Annotated in this window: 16 protein-coding genes and 1 tRNA gene; 10 read left to right on the forward strand and 7 right to left on the reverse strand. The window is 63.5% G+C overall.

The genetic code is table 11. The features are described 5' to 3' along the window. Window positions 1-102: 102 nt before the first annotated feature. The 3 genes from VL15_RS07130 to wecB form a co-directional block, all read right to left on the reverse strand. Window positions 103-2427, reverse strand: a complete 2325-nt coding sequence (locus VL15_RS07130) for a xanthine dehydrogenase family protein molybdopterin-binding subunit (RefSeq protein WP_048244325.1) — start codon at window positions 2425-2427, stop codon at window positions 103-105. After that, a complete protein-coding gene (locus VL15_RS07135; protein ID WP_048244327.1) occupies window positions 2424-2885 on the reverse strand; it encodes a (2Fe-2S)-binding protein in 462 nt (153 codons plus the stop codon). Before VL15_RS07135 ends, VL15_RS07130 begins: the two co-directional genes overlap by 4 nt. Before the next feature lie 584 nt (window positions 2886-3469). After that, window positions 3470-4687, reverse strand: a complete 1218-nt coding sequence (gene wecB / locus VL15_RS07140; RefSeq protein ID WP_048244329.1) for a non-hydrolyzing UDP-N-acetylglucosamine 2-epimerase — start codon at window positions 4685-4687, stop codon at window positions 3470-3472. Between the two features lie 1327 nt (window positions 4688-6014). Here wecB and VL15_RS07145 point away from each other — a divergent pair. Beyond that, on the forward strand, window positions 6015-7103 hold the full coding sequence (locus VL15_RS07145; RefSeq protein ID WP_048244331.1) for a hypothetical protein: 1089 nt from the start codon (window positions 6015-6017) through the stop codon (window positions 7101-7103). Window positions 7104-7151: 48 nt separating this feature from the next. Next, window positions 7152-8969 (forward strand): glutamine--fructose-6-phosphate transaminase (isomerizing), encoded by a 1818-nt coding sequence (gene glmS, locus VL15_RS07150; protein WP_048244333.1) that lies wholly within the window; start codon window positions 7152-7154, stop codon window positions 8967-8969. Between the two features lie 319 nt (window positions 8970-9288). Here the strand turns inward: glmS and VL15_RS07155 are convergent, their stop codons facing one another. Next, window positions 9289-15219 carry a DUF3320 domain-containing protein gene (locus VL15_RS07155; RefSeq protein WP_196319549.1) on the reverse strand — a complete coding sequence of 1977 codons (5931 nt, stop codon included), beginning with the start codon at window positions 15217-15219 and terminating at the stop codon, window positions 9289-9291. A 247-nt stretch (window positions 15220-15466) separates the two neighbouring features. Between VL15_RS07155 and VL15_RS41755 the strand changes: the two genes are divergently transcribed. Next, window positions 15467-15763 (forward strand): hypothetical protein, encoded by a 297-nt coding sequence (locus VL15_RS41755; RefSeq protein WP_155420134.1) that lies wholly within the window; start codon window positions 15467-15469, stop codon window positions 15761-15763. A 555-nt stretch (window positions 15764-16318) separates the two neighbouring features. Beyond that, a complete protein-coding gene (locus tag VL15_RS39690) occupies window positions 16319-17437 on the forward strand; it encodes an HNH endonuclease (protein WP_230684362.1) in 1119 nt (372 codons plus the stop codon). A 358-nt stretch (window positions 17438-17795) separates the two neighbouring features. Here the strand turns inward: VL15_RS39690 and VL15_RS07160 are convergent. Together VL15_RS07160 and VL15_RS07165 are read right to left on the reverse strand one after the other, a co-directional pair. Continuing rightward, window positions 17796-17872, reverse strand: a tRNA-Arg gene (locus tag VL15_RS07160). A 172-nt stretch (window positions 17873-18044) separates the two neighbouring features. Then, window positions 18045-18875: an undecaprenyl-diphosphate phosphatase gene (locus VL15_RS07165; protein WP_048244336.1), complete on the reverse strand. Its 831-nt coding sequence runs from the start codon at window positions 18873-18875 to the stop codon at window positions 18045-18047. A gap of 479 nt (window positions 18876-19354) precedes the next feature. Between VL15_RS07165 and VL15_RS07170 the strand changes: the two genes are divergently transcribed. The 5 genes from VL15_RS07170 (at window position 19355) to VL15_RS07190 (ending at window position 24898) form a co-directional block, all read left to right on the forward strand. After that, window positions 19355-20266, forward strand: a complete 912-nt coding sequence (locus VL15_RS07170) for an aldose epimerase (protein ID WP_048244338.1) — start codon at window positions 19355-19357, stop codon at window positions 20264-20266. Between the two features lie 132 nt (window positions 20267-20398). After that, window positions 20399-21100, forward strand: coding sequence for a peptidoglycan DD-metalloendopeptidase family protein (locus VL15_RS07175; RefSeq protein WP_048244340.1), 702 nt, complete (start codon window positions 20399-20401; stop codon window positions 21098-21100). Between the two features lie 382 nt (window positions 21101-21482). Beyond that, window positions 21483-23102, forward strand: coding sequence for an acyl-CoA synthetase (locus tag VL15_RS07180; RefSeq protein ID WP_048244342.1), 1620 nt, complete (start codon window positions 21483-21485; stop codon window positions 23100-23102). Between the two features lie 73 nt (window positions 23103-23175). Next, window positions 23176-23499, forward strand: coding sequence for a DUF2288 domain-containing protein (locus tag VL15_RS07185; RefSeq protein ID WP_048244345.1), 324 nt, complete (start codon window positions 23176-23178; stop codon window positions 23497-23499). A gap of 10 nt (window positions 23500-23509) precedes the next feature. Next, window positions 23510-24898, forward strand: a complete 1389-nt coding sequence (locus VL15_RS07190; protein ID WP_048244346.1) for an MATE family efflux transporter — start codon at window positions 23510-23512, stop codon at window positions 24896-24898. Between the two features lie 19 nt (window positions 24899-24917). Here the strand turns inward: VL15_RS07190 and VL15_RS42635 are convergent, their stop codons facing one another. Next, window positions 24918-25094, reverse strand: coding sequence for a hypothetical protein (locus VL15_RS42635; protein WP_164992003.1), 177 nt, complete (start codon window positions 25092-25094; stop codon window positions 24918-24920). A gap of 136 nt (window positions 25095-25230) precedes the next feature. Between VL15_RS42635 and VL15_RS41760 the strand changes: the two genes are divergently transcribed. Beyond that, window positions 25231-25401, forward strand: coding sequence for a hypothetical protein (locus VL15_RS41760; protein ID WP_164992002.1), 171 nt, complete (start codon window positions 25231-25233; stop codon window positions 25399-25401). The last annotated feature ends 15 nt before the right edge of the window (window positions 25402-25416 follow it).

Genomic DNA, 25416 nt, shown 5'->3' on the forward strand with positions numbered 1-25416 from the left:
ACACGCGATGGCCGAGAGAACGAGCGAACCCGTTGTGTCGGCGGCCGGTTCAGCCGTATGCACGCGCCGGGCCGTATGAAGGCCCCGGCGCGCGACAGCACGTCAACCCGCTTGCGGCTTCGAGAGTTGGTCGGCGACCGGCAGGCTGCGGATGCGCGTGCCCGTCGCCGCGAAGATCGCGTTGGTCAGCGCGGGCGCGACGGGCGGCAGGCCCGGCTCGCCCACGCCGCCGAGCGGCGTTGCAAAGTCGTCCGGCGCGACCAGATGCACGCGGATTTCGCGCGGCGCCTCGTTCATCCTCAGCACCTGGAAGCCGTTGAAATTGCTCTGTTCCGGATGGCCGTCCTTGAACGTGATCTCGCCGTGCAGCGCAATGCCGAGCCCCATCACCACCGCGCCCTCGAGCTGCGAGCGCACGCGTTCCGGATTGACCTGCGGCCCGCAATCGATCGCGATGTCGACGCGCGGCACCGAGATCCTGCCGTCCGCGCCGACCTGCACCTCGCACACCGCCGCCGTGTACGACACGAAGCTGCGATGCGCGGCGATCCCGAGCCCGTGCCCCTTCGGCAGCTTGCGCCCCCAGCCGGCCTCGCGCGCGACCGTCTCGACCACGCGCCGCAGCCGCCCGGTATCGACCGGATACAGCGCGGGGTCCTCGCCGTAGTTCACGTTCTTCACCGTGATGTGCGGCTCGAAACGACGCGCGGGCCCGATCAGCTCGAGCAGGAAATCCTTCGGGTCGCGACCGGCCGCGTGCGCCAGCTCCGATACGAAGCTCTGAATCCCGAACGCGTGCGGAATGTTGTAGACCGAGCGGAACCAGCCGATCCGCGTGTGCGCTTCCACGGCCGGATTCTCGATCCGCACGTTCGGAATCGCGAACGGCAGGTCCGCGATCCCTTGCGCGAGCTCGCCCGGCTGCTCGTGCACGACGCCGGCGCGGAAGGTCGACTGGATCGACGGCGCGACCGTGCGATGCTGCCACGCGACCACTTTCCCCGACGCATCGATCCCGCCGTCGAACGCTTCGAGCGACACGGCGTGGAAATAGTCGTGCGCGATGTCGTCCTCGCGCGTGAACGTCAGCTTGACGGGCGCGCCGACCGCCTTCGACAGCAGCGCCGCCTCCACCACGTAGTCGGGCTTCGACTTGCGGCCGAACCCGCCGCCGAGCAGCGTCACGTTGACCGTCACGCGCCCCGTCGGCAGTCCGAGCGCCTTCGCGAGCTCGTCGCGCGTGGTCTGCGGCGCCTGCGTGCAGGTCCACACTTCGCAGCGACCGTCGGCCACGCGCGCGACGGCCGCGGGCGGCTCCATCGTCGCGTGCGCGAGATGCGGAATGTAGTACGTCGCGCGCACGCGTTTCGCGGCGCCAGCGAGCGCCGCCGCCGTGTCGCCGTCGTTGCGGATCACGTCGCCCGGCTGTGCGGCGGCCGCTTCGAGCGTCTTCCGATACGCGGCCGAGTCGTAACCCGCATTGGGGCCGCGCTTCCAGTCGATCTTCAACTGCGCGCGCGCCTGGATGGCCGTCCACGTGTCGCGGGCAACGACAGCCACGCCGCCGAGCGGCTGGAAGCCGGACGGCAGCGGCGTCGACGCGAGCTGCACGACCTTGACGACGCCCGGCAGCTTTTCGGCGGCCGATGCGTCGAACGACGCCACCGTGTCGCCATAAGCCAGCGGCCGCGCGACGACCGCATACAGCATGCCGTCGAGCCGCGTGTCGATCCCGTAGTGCGCGCGGCCGCCGACGATGTCGCGCCCGTCGATCAGCGCCGTTTCGCCCTTGCCGATATAGCGGAATTCGGCCGGCGCTTTCAGCACCACGGTTGCCGGATCCGGCGCCGGCAGCGCGGCCGCTTTTGCCGCAAGCTCGCCGAAGCCGAGCTTGCGCCCGCTCTTCGTATCGACGACCTCATGCACCGTTGCCTTGACCTGGCGCGCGTCGACACCCCACGCCGCGGCTGCGGCCTGCTCGAGCATCGTGCGCGCGGCCGCGCCCGCGCGACGCAGCGCGGCGAAGCTCTGGCGCAGGCTGCGCGAGCCATCGGTGTTCTGGTTGCCGTAGCGCGGCTCGTCGCCGACGGCCTGGGCGACCTTCACGCGCGCCCAGTCCGCACCCAGTTCGTCCGCCACCACCAGTGCGACGCTCGTGCGCACGCCCTGCCCCATCTCCGAGCGGATGCAGGTCACGGTGACGGTGCCGTCCGGTGCGATCGCAACGAACAGATGCGGATCGTCGCGCAGCCCGTGCGGCATCCCCGCGCCGCCATACTGCGGATTCGCGCTGACGGGCGGCTGCATCGGCGCGGCCGCACGCGCGAGCGACGGCAGGCCGAATGCGAGCAGCAGCCCGCCGGATGCGAAGCCGAGCAGCAATGCGCGACGGCTTTCGTTGTGGACGGAGAGTTCGGGCGAGCTCATGCGGCACCTCCGCGGCGCACCGCCAGCCGGATCGCCGCACGAATGCGCGTATAGGTGCCGCAGCGGCAGATGTTGCCGGACATCGCGTCGTCGATGTCGGCGTCGGTCGGATGGGGGTTCGTCTTCAGCAGCGACGCGGCCTGCATGATCTGTCCGGACTGACAGTAGCCGCACTGCGCGACGTTCAGTTCCTGCCATGCCTGCTGCAGCGGATGAGTCAGGTCTGTCGACAGTCCCTCGATCGTCGTCACGCGCTTGCCGGAAGCGGCCGCGACCGGCGTGATGCACGACCGGATCGCGACGCCGTCGAGATGCACGGTGCACGCGCCGCACAGCGCCATGCCGCAGCCGAACTTCGTGCCGGTGTGGCCGAGGACGTCGCGCAGATACCAGAGCAACGGCAGGTCGGGATTGCCGTCGAAATGCTGCTCGCTACCGTTGACGGTCAGCGTGATCATCGTTCACCTCCTGGTTGCGATGCCCGCACCAGGCAGGCATCGAGTGGGGATTCGAACGGCGCGGCGCACATTCCGAACGACCAGGTAGGCGTGGCGCCGTTTCGTGGACCGTGTCGCCTGCAAACACGATCGGGCGGATGCTGCAAACGATGTGGCCGGCTGGTTGCCTTCGCAACATTGCAACGACATCCCGGCCAGCCGCTCGTCCGCATGGATCGCCGCTCGCATTATCGAACCATTTGCGATTTGTCGTCGGATTGCGGCGATTCGGGAGTTTCAGGCAATTGGGGAAGGAAGTCGGCGGTCAATCGAACCGCCGCGGAGCAGCGCGACGCGACGGGCTTCGATGTGATTTCAGGAGGATGCGGAGCAGGTATTGCCCGGCTCTTCCGTGCGTGGCACGACGCCGGGAAACGGACATTCCACGACGGCAATGTTGAGTTTGCGAGAAATTTCGCTACGGCGTCGCGCGCCAAACAAGCCGGCACGGTACGGTCGCGCAAGTGCGAATGTCCGGCCTCCCGGCCGGACCGATCCCTCGCGCGACGACACGGAATGGCTCGGACGCGACCGCGCCGTTCCGTTCATCGCGACCGCAACGCCTGCAACCCCAGCGTGAGCGCGTTAAGCGGCATCTCCGCCGCGCCCATCGAAAAGCTCGTCGTCTTCGTGCTCGCGCCCGGCGTACGCATCAGCGCGTGAACGATCCGCTCGCTCGCATGGCCGTCGCCATACGGATTGCTCGCGTGCGACATTTCCTCGTATGCGCTGTCGCTGTCGAACAGCCGCGATGCCTCCCGCACGATCCGCTCTTGATCCGTGCCGACGAGTCGTGCGGTGCCGGCCTGGATCGCCTCGGGCCGCTCGGTCGTGTCGCGCGTGACGAGCACCGGCTTACCCAGCGCCGGCCCTTCCTCCTGAATGCCGCCCGAATCGGTGATGATGAAATGCGCGCGTGACATCAGGAATACGAACGATAAATACTCCTGCGGTTCGATCATGTAAATGTTCGGCACGCCGCCGAGCAGTGCGCGCGCCGGCTCTCGCACGTTCGGATTCATGTGCAGCGGATAGACGAACTGCGCGTCGCGATAACGGTTCGCCAGCGTACTCAACGCCCCGCAGAAATTCCGGAACGGCTCGCCGAAGCTCTCGCGGCGATGGCCGGTGATCAGCACGACGCGACGCTGCGGTTCGAGAAACGGAAAATTCCCGGCAACCTTTTCCTTCAGCGCGGTGGTGTGGTCCAGCATGCGTTTGACCTCGTGCAACGCATCGATCACCGTATTGCCGGTCAGCACGACGGCGCCTCCCGGCACGCCCTCGCTGAGCAGGTTGTCGCGTGCCTTCCCGGTCGGTGCGAAATGCCACGACGATACGGCATCGGTCACGCGGCGATTCAACTCCTCCGGCCACGGCGACCAGATATCGCCGCTACGCAAACCGGCCTCCACGTGCCCGACCGGCAGATAGCGGTAGAACGCCGCGAGACTGACCGCGAGTGTGGTCGTCGTATCGCCGTGCACCAGCACGACGTCGGGACGCAATTCGTCGAAGACCATGCCGATCTCCTGAAGAATGCCGGTCGTCACGTCGGTCAGCGTCTGACCTTGCCGCATCAGGTTGAGATCGTAGTCGGGCTTGATGTCGAACAGCGTCAGCACCTGATCGAGCATTTCCCGATGCTGCGCGGTCACGCATACCCTGACGTCGACATCTCTTTGCATCTTCAGCGCGCGCACCAGCGGCGCCATCTTGATGGCCTCCGGCCGAGTCCCGAACGCAAGCAAGATCTTTTTCATCGTTATCCTCGTCTAGCCACTTCGCGCTGATCGACCCTGCTTGCGGCGCGAAGCATATATTCAGACGGCGCCTCCCGTACTCGCACGCGATCCACACGTGGTGGTGTCGCGGGGCGAGCGCGCCGTTCTGTCCGCGCGGTCTCCGCCACGCGAATCGTCGTATTACCGGCATCCCGTTGCACTTGATCAGTCACGTCATGAGTCGTTCCTCGCAGCGTCGAGCGTCACGTCCGTTCGTCACGTCTCTTCCACTACAGCAATAATCAAACCAGCCGCCCTGTGGCCGGGCCCCGTTCGCGCCGAGCACATGGCAGACAGGCAGTCCGTAACGGAACGTTTCACAACTGCTACGAGCGGTGCATCGCCGGGCGGATGCGACATGGACAAACCTCCGGTCGTGCGCGCGATCCGTCCGACGACGTCGTCCGATGAATGGCGAATTCATGTCGAGCGCTCATTGCGCATCGAAACGCATGCATCTTGCGAAACGCTTTGTGTCGTCTCGATTCGCAACTTTTGTCTGTGCAGTGAACGGTGCGCGATCGACTGCCCGGCCACGGTCATGCATGCAGGATTTACCGATTTGCGGCGTCGTTCGCGTCACACGAATCGACGATCGGGAAATGTTGCGAATGTGTAACGCGAATCCGGAACCATCGGTTACATCGGAGTCCGGTCCATCCGGAAAATGCGGAAGCGGATGCCACGCCTGCTTCCATACCGATGCACACGCAACTAATTTCGCGTGACGCGTCAGCCACGTAAAGCCTCACCCGGCAAGGCAGAACAAGTTCAGCAGATGAATCGCCCGCTGCATGACGCGTGCGGGCCGCAATGTCGGCCGCGCGTGGTCGCACCCCTTGCGCAAAAGCTGATTCGCCGATGAATCAAAACACGCTGCTGCCACCCTGGCCGCACTCGCGGCCTGCCCTCCGCCCCTTGCTGTACGGGCCATCGCAGCCGATGGCTCACGCCTTGCTTAATACCGGACAGGTGCGTCCCGGAGCACTCGCACGACCGCAGACAAACGGGGATGTCAAAGCAACGAAGCCGGGAGGCGACACGACGCATCCGCGTGGGGCAAAAGGCAACCGCCCCTGCGCGACGAACGTGCCGCCGTTTCCCGTAGAAATCCGCGCGATCCGCGGGCCACCTTCACGCGCTCATGCGACGAACCGGCTCGTGAGCACGAGGAGCGGCACCAGCCTCAAGTTCACTCGCACCAGGGTGCACTGAGCCACAACGTCGATACGCTCGCCGGGCGCGACGCGGCCAACGCCGTGTCCGGAGACGATTGCGAAGGACCACCGCGCAGGAGCCCCCGACTATGAACCGGCCCGCGCTTTTCCCGACCGCACGCGCATGCGTGGCGGCTGCCGCCCGACTGTGCCGACGGTGGCGCGCCGCCTGGTGGGTCGCCGCGTGCGGCTTCGCACTGCACGCGGGCGCCGCCGAGCTCCAGCTCAACGGGCTGTACCAACGCCCCGACGGGGCGATCACCGTGCGCCTGAACGGCGTCGGCATCGATCCTTATTTCGCCGCGAAGGCGCTGCTCGCCGCGTCCGATGCGCAGCTCGACGCGCATCAGGCCGCACTCGCGTGGATCGCCTGGCTGTTGCCGCGCCAGCGTCTGGACGGCGGCTTCAATCGCTACTGTGTGAAGAACGGCCAGTACAACGCATGCGCCGAAGCGGACGCCGACGACGCGATGATGGCGACCTGGATCGAACTGCTCGCCCGCTTCGCGCCACCCGACGGCATGCCCGCCGCCTGGGAACTCAGCCTGAACCGTGCAGGCACGCATCTGGACACGCTGCTCGACAAGCCCTCCGGTGTCTATCAGATCTCATCGTCGCTGCACGTCGCGCTGCTGATGGACAACGTCGAGGTACACAGCGCGTTCCAGGCGCTCTCGGCGTACTACCTCCGGCGCGCCGACTACACGCATGCCGGCCCGTGGAGCCAGCGCGCCGACCGGCTCGCGTCGGCCATCGTGAAGGTGTTCTGGCGCGGCACGCAGTCCGGCTTTCGCGTCAGCACGGGGCAAGTCAGCGATACGAGCTTTTATCCGGCGAAAGTCGCGCAGATCTTCCCGCTCCTGTCCGGCATTCAGGTACCCGAACAATCCAACGCGACGCTCTACGCGCAGTGGATGCAGAAGTACGGCAAGACCTGGAAGAAACTTGCCGGCACCGATTATCCGTGGGGCTTGATCGCGCTCGTCGCGTTCAAGATGAACGACTGGGGAACGGTTGCCTGCTGGCATGCGCGATCCGGCCCGTACCGCCACGGCGCGCACTGGAACGTACTCGAGGAGTCGCTTTATCTGGCATTCGAGAGCCGGATGGCCGCCCCCGTCGCACCCGCCCGATGCGGGTTCACGACGGCGGCGGCATCGGCAACCGCGTCGCGCTGATTCAGGGGTGCGCGCGGTCCATGATGTTTAAAGGGAAGGAGACGTGTGATGTGTGGCATCGTCGGCGCGGTCGCGCAACGGGACATCGTCCCGATTCTGATTGAAGGTTTGCGCCGCCTCGAATATCGCGGCTACGATTCATGCGGCGTGGCGACGGTCGTTGACGGCCAGGCGCGCCGCGAGCGCAGCATGTCGCGCGTCGCCGATCTCGACGCGCACGTGCGCAGCGCCGGCCTGACCGGCAGCACCGGCATCGCGCACACGCGCTGGGCGACCCATGGCGCGCCGGCAACCTGCAACGCGCATCCGATCTTCTCGCGCGACGAAATCGCGCTCGTGCACAACGGCATCATCGAGAACCACGAAGCGTTGCGCAAGCAACTTTCTGACGAGCACTACGAATTCGACGGCCAGACCGACACCGAGGTCGTCGCCCACCTGATCCACAGCAAGTATCGCGGCGACCTGCTTGCCGCCGTGCGCGATGCGACGTCGCAGTTGCACGGTGCCTACGCGATCGCCGTGTTCAGCAAGCACGAGCCGCAGCGGCTGATCGGCGCGCGGGCCGGCTCGCCGCTCGTCGTCGGCGTGAAGGACGGCGAATGCTTTCTCGCGTCCGACGCGCTCGCGCTCGCCGGCATCACCGACCGTTTCATCTTTCTCGAGGAAGGCGACATCGTCGAGCTGACGCCGGGCGGCGTGCGCGTGCTCGATCGTCGCGGCGCACCGGTCGAGCGTGCGATACAGACCGTTTCCTCCGCGCAGGGCGTGGTCGAACTCGGGCCGTATCGGCATTTCATGCAGAAGGAGATTTTCGAACAACCGCAGGCCGTGGCCGCGACCATCCCCGATGCCGGGCTGTTCGATCCGGCCGTATTCGGCCCGGACGCCGCGCGGGCGTTCGAGCAGATCGACAACGTGCTGATTCTCGCGTGCGGCACGAGTCATTATTCCGGCCTGACCGCGCGCCGCTGGCTCGAAACGATCGCGCGCTTGCCCGCGCAGGTCGAGATCGCGAGCGAATACCGCTACAGCGATGCGCTCGCGCTGCCAAACACGTTGGTGGTGAGCGTGTCGCAATCCGGCGAAACCGCCGACACGCTCGCCGCGCTCAAGTACGCGCAAGCGCTCGGCCACATCGACACGCTGGCGATCTGCAACGTGCCGACCAGCGCGATGATGCGTCAGACCGGCCTGCGCTTCCTGACGCGGGCCGGCCCTGAAATCGGCGTCGCGTCGACCAAGGCGTTCACGACGCAGCTCGTCGCGCTGTTCATCCTCGCCGTCACGCTCGGGCGGCTGCGCGGCTACGTCGACGACGCGCAGCTCGCGCGCTACACAACGCAGTTGCGGCGGCTGCCCGGTGCACTAGAAGACGTGCTCGGGCTGGAGCCGCAGATCGAGAGCTGGGCGGCGGAATTCGCGCAGCACGAGAATGCGCTGTTTCTCGGGCGCGGGCTGCACTACCCGATCGCGCTCGAAGGTGCGCTGAAGCTGAAGGAGATTTCGTATATCCACGCGGAAGCGTATCCCGCGGGCGAGCTGAAGCACGGGCCGCTGGCGCTCGTGACCCACACCATGCCGGTGGCGACGATCGCGCCGAACGACTCGCTGCTCGAGAAGCTCAAGTCGAACATGCAGGAAGTGCGGGCGCGCGGCGGGCAGCTTTACGTGTTCGCCGACGCCGATACGCGGATCGACAACAGCGAAGGCGTGTCGGTGCTGCGGATGCCGGATTACTACGGGCTGTTGTCGCCGATCCTGCATGTGGTGCCGTTGCAGTTGCTCGCGTATCACGCGGCGTGTTTGCGCGGCGCGGATATCGACAAGCCGAGGAATCTGGCGAAATCGGTGACGGTGGAGTGAGGGGGGGTGTGTGACTTGGGTGGACTGTTCGCGAGAAAAGAAAGCGTTCCGTGACCTCTTGGAAAAGCGTTCTGTGGAAGGGGTCAAAATTGCCTCAAGCCCTTGCTAGACAGGGCGCGGAACGCTTTTAATTTGCAGTGTGTATCCAGCACAAAATCCGTGCTATCGACTTCCGGTTTCGAGAGCAATTGCAGGGGGGGAGCCTCCACGGAACGCTCCTTCTCCCCGCTATAGGCGCGCCGCCTCCCCACACTGCAGATTTGTTCAAAAGATGTGGACATCGGTTAATCCTATCTATGCTACGTAGGCTACGGATGACTCATTTCCTTAAATGGACTAAACCGCCCTCAACAACTACCACCGCCTGAACTCGTCCGTGGACCAGTGCTCGAGAAATGCGCGCACCGGCCTCAGCAGTCGTCCTGGCCACGCCCAGCAACCTGCACACTCCCTTTGCCAACCCATCCTGCGATGTACCGCCTTGTTGCCTCAGAATGTAGACGGCTGCGTTGCCCAGCTCTTCCAGGCTAACTTCGTCTATATTGCGGCGCGTTTCGGGGTCGCTGCCCGGCACCCGGGTACTCTCCCAAGTACCCGGGCTGGCGTGCTCCGGCCAATAGAAAGTGACGCCGTTGTCCGTTGTACAGGTTATCTGTCTAGGAACCAATGAACTCAGATGAGCCTCGATACGGTTACCAACCCTGGACAGTCCCCAAGCCCGCGTCACGCGTTTGAATACCACCGCCTGCGATACGGGTCCTTCTGATTCAATTACTTTGACCAACTGACCCGCCAAGGTCGACATTGAGCTGTCTTCGTAGAAGAGGTCTGGACTACCCTTGTCCAGGCTGGTTAGTTCGTATTCGGGAAGTTGTGCGGCGGAAGCAACTGGCTCCACGACCGCTTCGGCTCCGGCATACAAGGCATGCGGCTCCTCCTCATGCTCGACATCTTCCGGTTGCTGAACAATCGGCTCGTCCTCGGTCTGAACCGTCGCTACCAATTCTTCCAGTCGGGCGACGAGCTTTCGCATCGGCTCTTCCGGATTTAGCCACCAGTCCGTGGACCAGATTCGGTACAACTCCCAACCCAGACCTTCAAGGACATGCTGGCGGAGTCGGTCACGGTCGCGTGCCGTTGCGCCGGAGTGATACATGGCGCCGTCGCACTCAACGCCCAGCAGATAGCGGCCTGGCGCACGTGGGTCGACAACGCCAATATCAATCCGGTATCCGGACACGCCGACCTGCGGGTGAACCGTCCAACCTTTCTCGCGAAGGACAGAAATTACTTGCCGCTCGAACGGACTGTCCGGCTCCCTCCCCGTCGGCATGCTTTGCTCAACCAGGGCACGCGGGCCTCGAATGGCGAATTCGAGATAGTTCTTCAGGTCCCGAACGCCTGCGGCCCGGACGCGCGACAGGTCAATCTGTTCGGGCAACAGCGTACTGAAAATCACGACACCGGCGCGGGCACGCGATACCGCCACATTGAGGCGCCTATGGCCCCCCTCCAGGTTCAATGGCCCGAGGTTGAGACTGACCTTCCCCGACGTATCCGGACCATAGGTGATGGAGAAAAATATGATGTCCCGCTCATCACCCTGAACGTTTTCAAGGTTCTTGATGAACAGCGGCTCCTGCGCCGCCTGCGCAATAGCCTGGTCCAGTTGCTGAGATGTCCGGCGTCGCTCATCCAGCATCCGTTCAATCAGGCTTTGCTGCGCCTGATTGAAGGTCACCACGCCTAGCGTCAGATGGCGCTTCGTCGGGTCAAGATAATGCTGTTCAATCGCTTTGACGATGGCATCGGCTTCCGCTCGGTTGGTTCTCGAGCCACCACGGTCGTAGACACCTTGGACACGTTCGAAACGCACGCTCTGATCGTTGGTAGCCGGCGACGGGAACGTAACCAACTCATTGTCGTAGTACGTGACATTGCTGAACGTAATCAGCCCTTCATGCTTGCTTCGGTAATGCCAATTCAATCGTAGTTCAGGCAGGCCGATACTGAGGCACTCGTCGAGGATGCTCTCCAGGTCCTGGACGTCGTCACCATCCATGCCATCCTCCGAGTCATCCGACCGGGAGAAGAAACTGGTCGGCGGCAGTTGCTTCGGGTCGCCAACGCAGACGAGCTGCTTGCCGCGCGCAATTGCACCGACGGCATCCCACACCGGAATTTGGGAGGCCTCGTCAAAGATGACCACGTCGAACTGGGCATGCGACGCGTCCAGATACTGTGCGACCGACAAAGGCGACATCAGCAAACATGGCTTCAGCCGGGTCATCAGACTAGGAAGGTTCTGTACCAACTGCCGAATCGGCATATGCCTGCGTTGCTTCTGCAGTTCGCGTCGCAATTTTCCCAGCTCCGAATCGGCGCCGGGCGCAACTTCGACGCTCGCCGGAATCTGTCCCGCCAGTTTTGCCGCAATATATTGCTGGGTCAGCTTCTGGAAACGCTCGTCGGCCTCCTTGAATTCGGCAATCTTGCGTTCATGCTCGGCACTTGCGAAATTGCAGAGCACCGGTTCCCGGTCAATTGCTTTCCGCAGCCACCAGCCCTGGTAGCTGCATTCGAAGAACTCGGCCACGTTAGACAACGGCGCATCGCCAGCCTCCAGAGCATCCACAATGCCCTGCAACCCGCTACTGATTGCATTCGTGCGAGATTTCCGCCACAGGCACCACGGTTGCAATTGCCGCGCGGCCGATTGCCATCCTTGGAGCAGGCTCAACAGCCGAGGAATCACACCAGTTGCAGTCGGGACCAAGCCAAGGTCAGCCTGGCAGCTTCCAAGCTCAACGACACGGCGAAATTGAGTCATGGCATCGCGGTAGCAATCGCGGTACGACAACAAACTTGCGCCAAGAGGCATGTCTGCCTTCAGCATGCTTCGGTTGTCGGAAACAAATGGCTGCAGCTTCGTACGAAGCGTTTGGGCCAGTTCGATGTCATTGCCGGCAATGGCGGTTACCGCGTCCGCAAAGGATGTTGCCCACCGCTCAGCCGACTCAACGGTAGTCCAGTCAGTCTTCGAGGCTGCGAACGTTTCATGCAATAGCTGTGTCGCATCGTGCGACATGGCGTCGATGACCTTGTCTTCTGCGTTGACGGCTATCAGTGCCGTAATGACAGCAGGCACATCCCCACATTGCGGGCGACGCTGGTCTTGCCGATACAAGCGCAGTCGTCCTGTAACCGCACGCTGGGCGAACATGCTCTTCGGCCACCAGGTATTGGTTGCCGCAGCCCATTGCAGCTTCAGCTCGGATGCGTTGAGGCTGGTAACGTCGTCAACGTAGTGTTTGCTCAGCGGCTCCCATGCCTGATTGCGCGCCAGGCCATGCTGTCGCAAGTTGGCCAGTCTATTGCGAGCGGACTCATCGTGCGCCGACCGGGCAACATCGACCGGAATAGTGGGAGCGGCGGAAAGCACATCGGCCAGTACATCGAACTTGCCCAGTCCATTCAGGGAGAACGCAATCTTGGGAAGACACAGCTGATTTAGCAGGTTTGACGCGGCCTCATCCACCTTCTTGATTTGGGCCTCGAACACCGAAATCACATCGAGGAAGTCCTGCTGCCAAGACGGCGTCCACTCAGTTTTGTGAATGACAGTCAGCGGGTGGTTCTGCAAGCTGGTCAACTGACTGGCCAATGCTCCCATCTGGCGACAGGTCTCGCGCAGCGTCTCGAGCTGGGCACGGTCGTGTACGTCCGCATCTGCCCACGGCATCGCGCCGGGACGCATTTCCGCATACTGCAAGCCGGTTCCGATGGCCTCATAAATGGTCAGGTCGTTCGGATGAACGCGATGCAGTGCACGCGCGACCCCATTGAGGTCTGCACGAAGCGCCAAGAGCCGTTCCGATTCCCGCTCCCAGTCCTTCACCGTGCGTTTGCCGGCAGCGTCAAGCGCGACGCCGAGCTGCTTCAGAACATCTGCTTTCTTTGCCTTGGACGAATGCAGCTCCAGACAAAATGGCCCCAGACCGAGATTACTGAGGCGACGATGTACCACCTCCAGTGCGGCCATCTTCTCGGAGACAAACAGTACGGTCTTCCCTGTGGCCAAGAGGTGTGCAATCAGGTTCGAAATGGTTTGGCTCTTACCCGTACCCGGCGGGCCTTCGATAACAAGGTTCTTGCCTTCGGCGGCGACGCAAACGGCACGCAACTGCGACGAGTCCGACAGCAACGGGGTGAACAAATCCTGAGGCCGGAATTTCTCATCCAAGGTGCTGGGCTCGAAGCCCATCGTGCTATCGGCGAATGCCTTGCCCGGGCTGTTAATCAGATGGGCGACAACGGTGTTTTCCTGGAGCTGCTTCTGGCGGTCCTGAAGGTCCTTCCACATCAGGTACTTCGTGAATGCGAAAATGCCCAGATGGACCTGTTCCTTGACCTCCCATCCCTTCAATTCAGCTACATGCAAACGGAAGGTCTGCAGAATCGCGTTGACGTCGATGCCATGGTCATCGGCCGGCAAGACGTCAAACGACGGCAGCTTCAGGCTGAAGTCATGTTGTAGCTTTTGCAGCAATGTCGGGTTCACGAGCGCATCGTCATCGTGACGGGCCAAGCGGAAACCGCTTCGGACAGACTGGCGGGTCAACGTGACGGGGATTAGCAGAATCGGAGCCAAGTGACTGGTTTCGGCATCTTTGCTTTCCTGCCATTCCAGCATCCCGAAAGCCAGAAACAGTGTGTTGGCACCGCCCTCCTCCATCCCTGTGGTGGCAGTCCGGAATATCTCGAGAAGCCGACCTTCCAGCGCCTCTTCCTCGACATCCGTGACGATTTCGTTCCGCCCGAGTGCGTCGGTTGCGAGGTCATCCATTGCGGTCGTGCCGTTCCGGCCGGCATACACATTGGCGTCGCGGCCGTCCGAACCGGACATCATTTTCGGCTTTGCGCGAACGCGGAATTCTTTTCCGTCCGCAAGCCGGTCTTCCAGGGCACTCGGGTCAGGGCAGATGACTCGCAGCGAAGATTTCGTCGACTTGAAATTCAGAAGCTTGTTGCGGAGCGTCAGGTCGAGCAGCTTGCTCTTCCATTTCGCCAGGCGGCCTTCTGGGGTTTCCGGAGTGACATCGTCACGCAGCGGTATGACGACCGGGTCCAGTGGCGGCAACTGCGGTACGTCCTCGATGATGGGCGTTTCGGCCTCGGCAATCGGGACATTCTGCTCATCTACCTGCGATGAACGGGATGGGAGCGGGCGAATTTGAACTTCGCGTGCGCGCCTGACGTCGACGGCATACGCGAACTCGGCTTCGTCATTCAGGTGTTCCTCGCCTCGGGTGCAGGCCCAGCGAAGGGACGGTTTCAGTCCGCCTGCTACGCCAGTGGTTTCGAAGACCATGAACTCGCCAGATTTCACTCGCTTGCGAACCGCCTGGACATCGTCCACCAATGCGGTCGGGAAACTGGTGTCTATCAGCCAGACACCGACCCAGGCGTGACCTTCCTTGAAGAGCACAACGGGATGCAAACCTGCCTGCTCCAGACAGGAGGCAAACAGCATGGCGAGGTCCAGACAGGTCGCAAGCTTGCCGTCTAAAATGCGTTCCGGCGTCCGGATTTTTTGACCGTCATTTCCGAACGACGCTGGCGGGTTGGAATATTGGATGTCCTCGGCAACTATCGTGCTGTAGATAGCCGACACCTGTTTCCAGACCTTCTCGCGATTCTTGGACTGGTATCCGTCCATGGACAGGTCAGCCGACGTCTGGCGTAACAACCCGGAGGCTCGTGCGAGGAGCTTATCCACGACACGCGAGTTCGGCATGCAAAACGCGGCTAGCAATTCGGGCAATGACCGCGTGCCGGCCCACTGGTCGTAGGCGAGCACGTCAATGTTGCGCGTTGCCGTTACCAGTTCAGTTTCCGCAGCACGCAGCGTCGCTGTGATGACGGCCCGTTCAGATTCATCGAGCTGGCTGAAGTACCGATGGTCAGGATGTAGGTCGACAGGTGCGAGGCGACGGCTCTCGCCCGGCGCCAATGCCTCGAAACGGAAACGGGCACTTTTGGCAAAAGCCGGCACACAGTTGACGAGCAGTTCGACATCGGAAAGTGTCGTCTCACCATCATTTGTGACAAGAATTTCACGGATGGCCGGGACGTTGTTTTGAATCGCCGCGTACCCTATCGTCTGGTCTGCCATAACCTGAACACTCGGCAGTGCCACGTCGGTGTCGGTCGTCAAATCCTCAGCGTCATCCGCCCATTCCTGCGTCATCACCCCGTTCCCCATTATTCGTACTGGGTTCAGCCAATCGCCATCGCTGCGGGCGACGCCATCCAGGTTGAACCACGATATTGATTGCGCGATTACCTCTGATTCTTTCGCAAGGATTTTATTCTCTCTTCACACATGCTAGTTGTGTCGAAGGCTCTTATTCGTGTATTCCCCATGTTCCAGCGAAACATCCCGCCGAATGGGCTGTTCTCGGGGCCAGACTTCGTCAACACCAGCGGCAACAATCGTGCATGGCCGCCTGCTCGGCACGAATGCAAACATGTGTCAAGAAAAGGGTGGCAGTGGGCAGGCTCAACTTGAAAAGCTTTTTCTTGTTGACTGCTGGAAACCAACGTCGGCGCAACGCTGGCGCTCAGTTTTGAGAATGAACTACTCTTCGCAGTCTTGTCACCTCATCCTGCTCGACGGCCAGCGCGGTATTGGTGATGCGGAAGCACAACAGCGGATGCGCGACTGGCTGGTGATGCCCGCGCGCCTCGCAGTGCACGTTGTCGTCTATATCCTCAACGTCGTCGACCGCTGAATGAACCGACTGGACCTGACAGCGCTCCTCATGAGGAGCATGTCGTCCGGCTGGACAGGTACACGCTGAGCAAGCGACTTTCGTGGACGACGAGCAAGAACTCGACATCGATTTCTAGCGAATTCGCGGCTTGCCTAGGGCAACCGGGTCGAGTAGTTTCCGCCTCACGCGGCGCGAAGCCGCGCCCAGCAAGAATTCCGCTGTACAGGAAGCGTCCCGAGGGACGCTTTCATTTTTGACGAACAGGACCTGTGAAGGTCTTCAAGAGATCAGACTGGCCCGCCCTACGCAATTCGAAAATGTGATCGACGGCTTAGAAGGCGAGCAATCTGTAAATAGGCAGGAACGGAAGCGCGATCAAATCAATTGCTTGCAGTAACAGTCGCCCGACAATCGGTTGCGCTTCCATATCATTTCGGCCAACTTTCAGGGGCTTTGGACGAACTTTGGTCCAGCACTGACGCCGCTGCTTATCTTAAAATAAGCACACAAAGAACATCCGGCGCAGGGGACCAGGTGCTACCACTCGTAGAAAAATCCGCCATTGAACATGCGATGGCACAGTTCGACTCACACCTCCGAAATCAACCCGAATGGTTAGGCTGGGAAGACAAGGCCAGTCAAAAATTTGCTATCGAGGCGCTTGGGCAACTCTATCCACCCAGGCAGATTGTTTCGATGGCGACCGGCGTTCCGGTTGCACAACTTACCGGCGGGCGTCAGACAAACTCGTATCTCGGAAAACTCAGCTTCCGTGTAATCCGGCTCCGGGGTACTGAGCCGCAAGTCGGCGAGGTTCCGGCTTTTATTGTCGGCCAAAAGTATCGTCGAAGTGAGGATGTCACCGGCAAGTACGGCGGTAGCGGACAAAGCGGCATCGCTCCGTCAAACCAGTCTAAGGCCGTGTTTCTATTTACTGGTGACTCGGGCGAGCAGTACGGCTACGTGGATCGCTTCGACGAATCGAACTGTTTTCTCTATACCGGAGAAGGTCAGGTCGGCGATATGACCATGACGCGAGGTAACTTAGCGATTACACGGCACGCGCATGACGGTCGCGCCCTCCATGTTTTCAAGACCACCGGCAAAGGAAAGCCCTGCATCTACCTAGGCGAATTCGGCTACAGCTCGCACTTCATTGAACGTGTGCCTGACAAGAATGGCGATGACCGGAACGTCATTGTCTTTCGCCTCTTCCCCGTATCAAACACGCTTCTTGCCGAGCTCGGCGAGGAAACGGTGATCGAGGATGCTATGCCTGCGATCAGCGCGGCATCATCGATTGGGGATCTTCTCGCGCTGCGTACGACTGCAATTGACGCATGTCAGACTCAACAAGCAATTGCAGATCCCAAAGAGGCAGTCCGTGTAACTTACCAACGCAGTATCAAGGTCAAGCGGTATGTTCTTGCGAGAGCTCAGGGAAAGTGTGAACTATGCGCAGAACCCGCGCCATTCAACCGAAAGAGCGACGGGACACCCTATCTTGAGCCACACCACATCAATCGGCTCTCGGATGGTGGCCTAGATCATCCTCTGTACGTTGGAGCGATCTGCCCAACCTGCCACCGTCGAATCCATTGCGGTGAAGATGGACAAATCTGGAACGACAAACTGAGAAATATCGTTGTTGAACGCGAAGAAGGGATTCAAAGCAGGCGCGAGCAGGAATAACTGAGCATGCCGAGTTAAGCTTGCCGGGTCAGCCGTTCGCGCCGACCATTTAACGCTACCCCCGCGATGCCACTGTAGCGGCGCACTCAGCCGCTATCGTAGGTCTACTGCCCCCCTCACCAGAAACAGTGACTAGGTTCACGCTGCAAGTACGGCCCTTTCTACGTAGTCTGCAAACTCACAGTCTGGGTACGTAAGGTGCACTACGCGCAGGAATTGCTGGAGGGTACTATTTCGGCGTATGAGTCAAGGGCATCCGAATGGATTCGCAGTGCCCCATCGGGTTACATACCAGCTACACGGGGCATGAAAAGAAAACCAAGAGGCATCGCAAACAGCCACAAACCCCTGATCAAGCTGGCCCGCCCTACACGATTCGAACGTGTGACCTACGGCTTAGAAGGCCGTTGCTCTATCCAACTGAGCTAAGGGCGGTCGAGGAGAAAAGACACGGCCTGACGCGGACCGCATTTGGCACGGAACTTTGAGCAGCAGCCACAGCACCACCAAACTCAAAGCCCCGAAACAAAACGGGCCCGGCATGAAGCCGAGCCCGAAATTATACCCGATCGTCGCGCCACATCACGCGAGACCGGCCATCGCGGCATCAAACCGGCTGCGGATACAGCATGAACCAGCCGAGACAGAACACGCCGGCAATCACGCAATACACGCCGAACGACGCGAGCCGGCCGCGCCCTTCGAAATAGCGCATCAGGAACCGCACGCTCAGGTACGCGGCGATCGCCGTCAGCACGCCGCCGAGCAGCGCATCGGCGAGCTGGTCGCGCGCATGGAACAGCTTCGGCAGTTCGAGCACGCCCGCCGCGAAGATGATCGGCGTGCCGAGCAGGAACGAGAATTCCGCCGCCTTCTCCGCCGTCAGCCCGGCGGCATTGCCGGCGATCATCGTCAGCCCGCTACGCGAGAAACCCGGAATCAGCGCGCCGATCTGCGCGAGGCCCACGAAGAACGCCTGCTTGAACGTCATCTTCTCGGGCGGCTGATGCGCGCGGCTGCGCTGGATGCGATCGCCGAGCCACAGCAGCACGCCGTTCACGATCAGCGCGATCGCGACGATCCGCAGGTCGTGAAACACGCGCTCGATGCGCTTCTCGAGGAGCAGCCCGACGATGCCGGTCGGGATCGTGCCGATGATCAGCGCCCACATCAGGTGTCCGTCGTCGTTCTTGCGCCCGCCGAGCTGCGCGAAGAAGCCGCCGATCAGCGCGATCCAGCGCGCGCGGAAGTACCACAGCAGCGCCAGCGCGGTGCCGAGGTGCAGCGCCACGAGGAACGGCAGCAGTTGCGGCGCGTGCTTGTCGATGTGCATGCCGAACAGCGCCGGCACGAGCAGCGTATGGCCAAGGCTGCTGACGGGGAAGAGTTCGGTGACGCCCTGCAGGACGCTCAGGAATACCAAAAACCAGAGGCTCACGCGTCGGTCCTTTTAGTGAAGATTAAGCGGGAAGAATGACGGACGACGCGATGCGCGTCCGAAAAAAACGCGCCCCGATTATGCCGAGCCAGGATTACTGCGCCAAGGCATTTGGCCGGATATTGCGGCAATGCACACAAACGCTTGCAATTTGTAAGCGCACAGAAAGCAAAAAGCCCGCCATTTGCATGGCGGGCCTTTCGACTTCGGCAGGAATTGCCGTCAGCGGCCGAGCTGGTAGAAAAATAATACCGTGCTGCCGGTGAACATGCCGAACAGTGCGAGTCCCATTGCCATTGCCAGATCCATGGCGCCTCCTCGAAGTGTCATGACCCGGCAACTTCACCGGTTTAGATGCATTATCCGGACCGTTGACAATGTCAAAAACTCGCAATTTCCCGAGAAGGGTTTTCCCCAACCGGCCGCGGCCCGATAATGGAGCGCGCCATGCCCCGTCCACCCGCCCAACCCGATTCGCCATGCCGATCTTCCAGCAACACGACATTCACGAACTTCACGCCGGCCCGTCGCTCGTCCGGGTCGCCCCGCAATTCGGCGGCCGCCTGCTGTCATGGGACATCGACGGCGAACCGGTCATCTTCTGGCCGGAAACGGCCGACTGGAGCAACCTCGCGCGCGTGCGCGGCGGCAATCCGCTGCTGTTCCCGTTCCTCGGCCGCCACCGCGTCGACGGCGAAATCGGCCGCTGGCGCGACGCCGCCGGCGTGGTCCGCGACCTGCCGATGCACGGCTTCGCGCGCGACCTGCCGTTCGCCGCGCAACCGTCGGCCGACGGCGCCGCGTTGTCGATGACGCTCGACGCGAACGACGCGCTGCGCGCGAGCTATCCGTTCGATTTCCGGTTCGAGACGACCTACCGGCTGGCCGACGCGCACACGCTCGACGTCGCGCTCACGACGACCAATCGCGGCGATACGCCGCTGCCCTACTACGCCGGCCACCATTTCTATTTCGCGTTGCCGCACGGCGAACGCGCCGAAACCACGCTCGAGCTGCCGCCCACGCGCCGCCGCGCGCAGCGCGCGGACGGTTCGATCAGCACGCCCGAGCCGGGCGAAGCCCGTTACCGCCTCGACGATCCGGACATCCTCGACCGCTTCCACTGCCTCGACGGCGAACCGTCCGCGCCGGTGCGCATCGTGATGCCGGGCCGCCGCCGCACGATCGAGATCGCGCTCGACGTGCCGGGCTCGATCCCGTGGTACGCGGTCACGACCTGGACCGAAAAACCGGATTCGGACTTCTACTGCGTCGAGCCTTGGCTCGGCCTGCCGGATGCGATCCACAACGGTCTCGGGCTGCGCATGCTCGCGCCGGGCGCGACCGAAACGGCCACGTTGCGGATTCGCGTCCTCCCGCTCGCCGGCTGATACGCAGCGCGCCGAACCGGCGCGCGACGGCGTCGGCAACGGCCCAAACTGCGGTGTGCGGGTCGAACCCGTTAAAATCGGACGTTTTGTGTTGCCTGCCGCGTTATGAGCGGCAGGGTTTTGCGAGGTTCAATGTTCGGAACAACAACGAAGCGACTCTTCGCAGCCGCCTGCGCCGCTCTGCTCGTCGCGTGCGGCTCCGCGCCCGTCGGCCCCGGGTTCTATCGCGTCGAGCGCGGCGACACGCTCTACAAGATCGCGCGCGACAACCGCACGTCGGTGCAGAACGTCGTGCGCTGGAACCAGATGGCGAACCCCGATGCGATCGAAGTCGGCCAGGTGTTGCGCGTCGCGCCGCCGCCCGGCACGTCGACCGCATCGACGCCGTCGACCACCGGCACCGGTAGCGCCGGCCGCGCCCGCCCCGCACCTTCCGCGCCGGTCGAATCGGCCGTCAAGCCGGCCACGAGCATCGCGCTGATCTGGCCGGCGGCCGGCAATGTGGTCCGCACGTTCGACGGCTCGAAATCGAAGGGGATCGACATCGCGAACTCGCCGGGCACGCCGGTGGTTGCGGCCGCGCCGGGCGTCGTGGTCTATGCGGGCAACGGGCTGCGCGGCTACGGCAACCTGATCATCCTCAAGCACAACGCCGACTACCTGACCGCCTACGCACATAACCGCGCGCTGCTGGTGAAGGAAGGACAGTCGGTTACGCAGGGGCAGTCGATCGCGGAGATGGGCAACAGCGACAGCGATCGCGTCGCGCTGCATTTCGAGTTGCGTTACGGCGGCCGGTCGATCGATCCGTCGCGCTACCTGCCGGCGCGCTGAGCGCACGGCAATCGACAAGCGACAAGCGACACGCGATGCCGGCGCGCATCGCGTGCCGTCGCGGCGAAAAACGGGAAAGGTCGAGTCAGCGCTTGCGCAGACGTCCGGTGAAACGGCCGGACAACGGATCGACGTGACGAGCGAACGCTACCAGCACACCGATTCCGATCAGGCTGAACCCCGCAGCTATCAGAAGCAAATCCATGGTCACATCACTGTTTTGTTGTGATCTTATGCGTCATTGTGGAATCGTGCACTGAGCCGTGGCGATTGGACGAGTCCGAACATTCTCTATCAGCAGACAACATTGTGGATTCGTCTGCGTGAAACCCTGATGTAATCCGTTCGCTCGACGCCACGTCCGACACCCAGGAGACACGCGATGCTGCCCGCCGCAAACCGCTACGACGACCTGCTCTCCCGCTTCGCATGGGGCGTTCCGGCGCGCTACAACATCGGCGTGGACGTCTGCGACAAATGGGCCGACGGCAGCGGGCGCCTCGCGCTGATTCACGAAACGGCGCAAGGCGACGTTTTTCGCATCTCGTTCGACGACCTGAGGAATGCTTCTAACCGGCTCGCGAACAGCTTTGCGCGCGCCGGCCTGCGACGCGGCGACCGGATCGGCATCTTTCTCGCGCAGGGCCCCGAAACGGCCGTTGCGCACCTCGCCGCGTACAAGCTCGGCGCGATCGCAGTGCCGCTCTTCACGCTGTTCGGCGTCGATGCGCTCGAATACCGGCTCGCGAACAGCGAAGCGGCCGCGCTCGTGACGGACGCGGCCGGCTACGCGAAAATCGCGCCGCTGCGCGCGCAACTGCCGGCACTGCAGACCGTCTACTGCATCGGCGACGATGCGCCCGATGCACCGGGCGTGCTGCGCTACGACGCGGCACTCGCCGCCGAAACGCCCGATTTCGTGCCGGCCGATACGGCCGCCGACGATCCTGCGGTGATCATCTATACGTCCGGCACGACGGGCAAACCGAAAGGCGCGCTGCACGCCCATCGCGTGCTGCTCGGCCACCTGCCGGGCGTCGAGATGTCGCAGCAGTGCTTCCCGCGCGACGCGCGCCTGTTCTGGACGCCCGCCGACTGGGCATGGATCGGCGGCCTGCTCGACGTGCTGCTGCCGTCATGGCATCACGGCGTGCCGGTGCTCGCCCGCCGCTTCGAGAAGTTCGACGGCGACGCGGCATTCGCGCTGATGGCACGGCACGGCGTCACCCACGCGTTCCTGCCGCCCACCGCGCTGAAGCTGATGCGCGCCGTCCCGGCACCGCGCGAACGCTACGCGCTGTCGCTGAAATCAGTCGCGAGCGGCGGGGAATCGCTCGGCACCGAGCTGACGGCCTGGGGACGCGACGCGCTCGGCGTGACGATCAACGAGTTCTACGGGCAAACCGAGTGCAACATGGTGCTGTCGTCGTGCGCGGCGCTGTTCGATGCGCAGCCCGGCGCGATCGGCAAGGCGGTGCCCGGTCATGCGGTCGCGATCGTCGACGCGGACGGCACGCCGCTGCCGCCCGGCGTCGAAGGACGCATCGCGGTGCGCCGCCCCGACCCGGTCATGTTCCTCGAATACTGGCGCAACCCCGGCGCGACGCGCGACAAGTTCGCGGGTGACTACCTGCTCACCGGCGATTCGGGCGTCATCGACGCCGACGGCTTCGTGCGCTTCGTCGGCCGCGACGACGACGTCATCACCAGCGCCGGCTACCGGATCGGCCCGGGCCCGATCGAGGACTGCCTGCTCACGCATCCGGCGGTGCGGATGGCGGCCGTCGTCGGCGTACCCGACGCGACGCGCACCGAGATCGTCAAGGCGTTCGTCGTACTGAACCCCGGCCACGTCGGCGACGAAACGCTCGTCCGCGCGCTGCAGGAACATGTGCGCACGCGGCTCGCCGCGCACGAGTATCCGCGCGCGATCGCGTTCGTCGACAGCCTGCCGATGACCGCGACCGGCAAGATCGTGCGCCGCGCGCTGCGCGACGCGTAAGTCGCTCGCCACCCTCGCCGCCCGCCCGGCCGGATGGTTTATAGTGGCGCCACGCAGTCTTTCCAAGAAACCGATGTCCTCTGAACACCCATCCGCCGCGGGCGCGTCGCACAGCCCGCTCTACGCCAAACTCCTCGGCGAAACCGCCAAGATCGACTGGTGCGATCTCGAACGCTTCTTCGCGCAGGGCAAGCTGTTGTCCGTCGCGCGCGACCTCGATCTCGTCAGCGTCGCGGAAGCGGTCGCCGGCGACGATGCCGAGCAGGTCACGCGCTGGCTGTCGGCCGGCCTCGTCGCGCGCATGCAGGCCGAGACCGCCGCCGACTACGCGGCGCGCAACCCAGAGCTGTGGGCGGTTGTCGTCTCGCCGTGGGTCTGCGTGCAGGAACGCGCCTGACGCGTCCGCCATGTCCGAATCCGCGTTACCGCACGGGGCCGGTTCCGGCTCGGCCACCGTCACGCACCGGCGTGTCCTCGCGCTCGCCTTCCCGATCGTCCTCGCGAACCTGACCCAGCCGATCCTCGGTGCCGTCGACACGGCCGTCGCCGGCCACCTCGACGGCGCGCAGTATCTCGGCGGCGTCGCGCTCGGCGGGCTGTTCTTCAATTTCGTGTTCTGGGGCTTCGGCTTCCTGCGGATGGGAACGACCGGCCTCGTCGCACAGGCGCATGGCGCCGGCGACGCCATCGGCATTCGGCTGAACCTGCTGCGCGCGCTGATCGTCGCGTTCGCACTCGGCGCCGCGGTGCTTGCGCTGCAGGTGCCGCTACTGTCGTTCGCGCTGTCCGCGCTCGGCGGCAGCGATGCCGTCCGCGCGACGGCGCTCGCGTACAGCCACGCGCGGATCTGGAGCGCACCGTTCGCACTCGCGAACTACGTCGTGCTCGGCTACCTGCTCGGCGTGCAGCGCGTCCGGCTCGCGCTGGTCGCGCAGGTGTTCATCAATGCGGTCAACATCGGCGCCGTCTTGCTCTACGTGTACGGCTTCGGCTGGGGCATCGCCGGCATCGGCGCCGCGACCGCCACGGCGGACGCATGCGGCTTCGCGCTCGGCGCGTGGATGCTGTGGCGGCTGCGGCCGCGCGGCCTCGCGCCGATCGTCGCGCGCGCACTCGCCGACCGCGTGGCGCTCAAGCGGCTGATCGTACTCAATCGCGACATCTTCCTGCGCACGCTGTGCCTGCTCGGCGCATTCGGCTGGTTCGCGCACCTCGGTGCGAAACAGGGTGACGCGACGCTCGCGGCGAACGCGCTGCTGCTGAATTTCCAGACCTTCATGGCGTATGGCCTCGACGGCTTCGCGCATGCGGCCGAGGCGCTCGTCGGTGCGGCGGCCGGCGCGCGCGACCGCCACGCATTCCGGCAGGCCGTGCGCGTCACGCTGCTCTGGTCGGCGCTCGGCGCACTGCTGTTCGCGCTCGTTTACTGGGCTGCCGGCGGCTGGATCGTCGCGCGCCTGACCGACCAGCCCGAGATCAGCGCGGTCGCGCTGCGCTACCTGCCGTGGGCCGCGATCTCGCCGATCGTGTCGGTGTGGGGCTTCCTGCTCGACGGCGTCTTCATCGGCGCCACGCAAACGCAATCGCTGATGCGCGCGATGGTCGCGTCGTTCTCGATCTTCATCGTGGCCACGCTCGCCGCCGTCGGCACGTTCGGCAATCACGGGCTCTGGTTCGCGCTGCTGCTGTTCATGGCCGCGCGCGGCGCGACGCTCGCGCGCTACCTGCCGGGGCTGCTGCGGCGCATCGGCGCCGACGCGCACGCCGCACCCACTGCACCCGCCGCCCGCGCCTGACCGCGGGCCAGGCCGGCCGTTACTCCGTGGGCTTCGGCGGCGGCGCGTCGAGCATCGTCGGTGGCGTCATGTCGGTCGGCACGCCGTGATAGTCGGCCGGATCTTCCGGCGGGTGGCCGCGGCGGGCCTGGTGGGGATCGCTGGAACAGCCGGCGAGGATGAATGCGGCCAGCACGGCCAGCGTGAAACGGGTCATCGGGTATGGCTCCGGAAAACGGCGCGCCCATTGCGCGCAGGGACCGCGCCGAGTCTAGCGGAAATCCTGTTTCGAGGTCGCGCTGCGCATGTCCTACTATGTACGCATGGCGCTGTGCCGAGGAAAGGAGGCTGCCATGACGTCTGAAGAAATTGCGGGCCTGATCGGCCTGTTCATCGGTCTGATGGTGCTCGTCGCGCTGTCGTTCTTCGAGTCGCGCGAATATAAGCGCAGCCATGACGGCGAAGGGATGATCCACCACTGGATGGCGGAACACCACCTGCTCGACTGGCGGCGCAAGCACTGAGTAACCGTCTTCCGA

It is taken from the genome of Burkholderia cepacia, assembly GCF_001039005.1.
Classification (GTDB): Bacteria; Pseudomonadota; Gammaproteobacteria; order Burkholderiales; family Burkholderiaceae; genus Burkholderia; species Burkholderia theae.

Coding starts and splice junctions, on each gene's coding strand:
- VL15_RS07130 (WP_048244325.1), bottom strand. CDS start 2,427: ATGAGCTCGCCCGAACTCTCCGTCCACAACGAAAGCCGTCGCGCATTG.
- VL15_RS07135 (WP_048244327.1), bottom strand. CDS start 2,885: ATGATCACGCTGACCGTCAACGGTAGCGAGCAGCATTTCGACGGCAAT.
- wecB (WP_048244329.1), bottom strand. CDS start 4,687: ATGAAAAAGATCTTGCTTGCGTTCGGGACTCGGCCGGAGGCCATCAAG.
- VL15_RS07145 (WP_048244331.1), top strand. CDS start 6,015: ATGAACCGGCCCGCGCTTTTCCCGACCGCACGCGCATGCGTGGCGGCT.
- glmS (WP_048244333.1), top strand. CDS start 7,152: ATGTGTGGCATCGTCGGCGCGGTCGCGCAACGGGACATCGTCCCGATT.
- VL15_RS07155 (WP_196319549.1), bottom strand. CDS start 15,219: ATGACGCAGGAATGGGCGGATGACGCTGAGGATTTGACGACCGACACC.
- VL15_RS39690 (WP_230684362.1), top strand. CDS start 16,319: ATGGCACAGTTCGACTCACACCTCCGAAATCAACCCGAATGGTTAGGC.
- VL15_RS07170 (WP_048244338.1), top strand. CDS start 19,355: ATGCCGATCTTCCAGCAACACGACATTCACGAACTTCACGCCGGCCCG.
- VL15_RS07175 (WP_048244340.1), top strand. CDS start 20,399: ATGTTCGGAACAACAACGAAGCGACTCTTCGCAGCCGCCTGCGCCGCT.
- VL15_RS07180 (WP_048244342.1), top strand. CDS start 21,483: ATGCTGCCCGCCGCAAACCGCTACGACGACCTGCTCTCCCGCTTCGCA.
- VL15_RS07185 (WP_048244345.1), top strand. CDS start 23,176: ATGTCCTCTGAACACCCATCCGCCGCGGGCGCGTCGCACAGCCCGCTC.
- VL15_RS07190 (WP_048244346.1), top strand. CDS start 23,510: ATGTCCGAATCCGCGTTACCGCACGGGGCCGGTTCCGGCTCGGCCACC.
- VL15_RS42635 (WP_164992003.1), bottom strand. CDS start 25,094: ATGACCCGTTTCACGCTGGCCGTGCTGGCCGCATTCATCCTCGCCGGC.
- VL15_RS41760 (WP_164992002.1), top strand. CDS start 25,231: ATGACGTCTGAAGAAATTGCGGGCCTGATCGGCCTGTTCATCGGTCTG.